An 861-nucleotide genomic window follows, 5' to 3' on the forward strand; every position below is an offset into this window, starting at 1 on the left:
ATATAAAACGCCAGAAATTAAAGTTCCAGAGGGGTTTGAATGAAAAGTGTAACTTATAAAGATAAATATATAGTTTATGAAGACGGTAATATTTACAGCCTTTCTCAAAATAAAATGATGAAGCCAACTTTACAAAAGAATGGTTATTATAAAATTTATATTTGTAATAAAAAACACTTGGCTACATAGAGTTATAATGGAAGCGTTCAGAGGTAAAAGTGGCTTAACCGTTGACCACAAAGACGGAAATAAAGAAAACAATAGTTTGTCTAATCTTGAGTATGTAACACAAGCCGAAAATACAAGAAGAATGTTTGAACGTGTTGGAACTGACCATTTAAAAAACAATTTTAATGGAGAATTACACGGTTGTAAAAAACTTGTTTATAAAGGGTTAAAATTTAATAGCATAAATGAATTGGCTCGAAAAATGGGACTAAGTAGAACTACTGTTAAGAATAGAATAAAAAAAGGTATATTAAATGTAGAATTTGAGGTATAAAATGTATTACATGAATCAAATGTTGGCTTATAATAAAGAACATGGCATAGAACTAAATAAATATATGCGTAAAACTATTAAAAAGCAAATCAGAATTCATGAGAAATATATTTATCGTTATGATAGAGTTACTCAAGCTATCGAGTGGATAGAAGATAACTTTTACCTTACTACTGGAAATTTGATGAAAATTAAGTTACACCCTACGCAAAAATATTGGTACGAGTTAATGCTCGGCTATGATATGATTGACGAAAAAGGTGTTCAGGTAAACCTAATTAATGAAATTTTCCTTAATTTAGGTCGTGGCTCTGGTAAGTCAAGTTTAATGGCTACGCGCGTGCTTAACTGGATGATTT

At 29.8% G+C, this 861-nt stretch carries 2 protein-coding genes; both read left to right on the forward strand.

The annotated features are described in order from the left end of the window. Positions 1-139 precede the first annotated feature (139 nt). Entirely contained in the window at positions 140-502 is a 363-nt protein-coding gene (locus L979_RS15460) for an HNH endonuclease signature motif containing protein (protein ID WP_081994565.1), read from the forward strand. Between the two features lie 10 nt (positions 503-512). Then, a partial coding sequence (locus tag L979_RS15465) for a hypothetical protein (RefSeq protein WP_197052174.1) occupies positions 513-861 on the forward strand: 349 nt, incomplete at its 3' end.

This window comes from Kocuria sp. ZOR0020, assembly GCF_000800955.1.
Classification (GTDB): Bacteria; Actinomycetota; Actinomycetes; order Actinomycetales; family Micrococcaceae; genus Kocuria; species Kocuria subflava.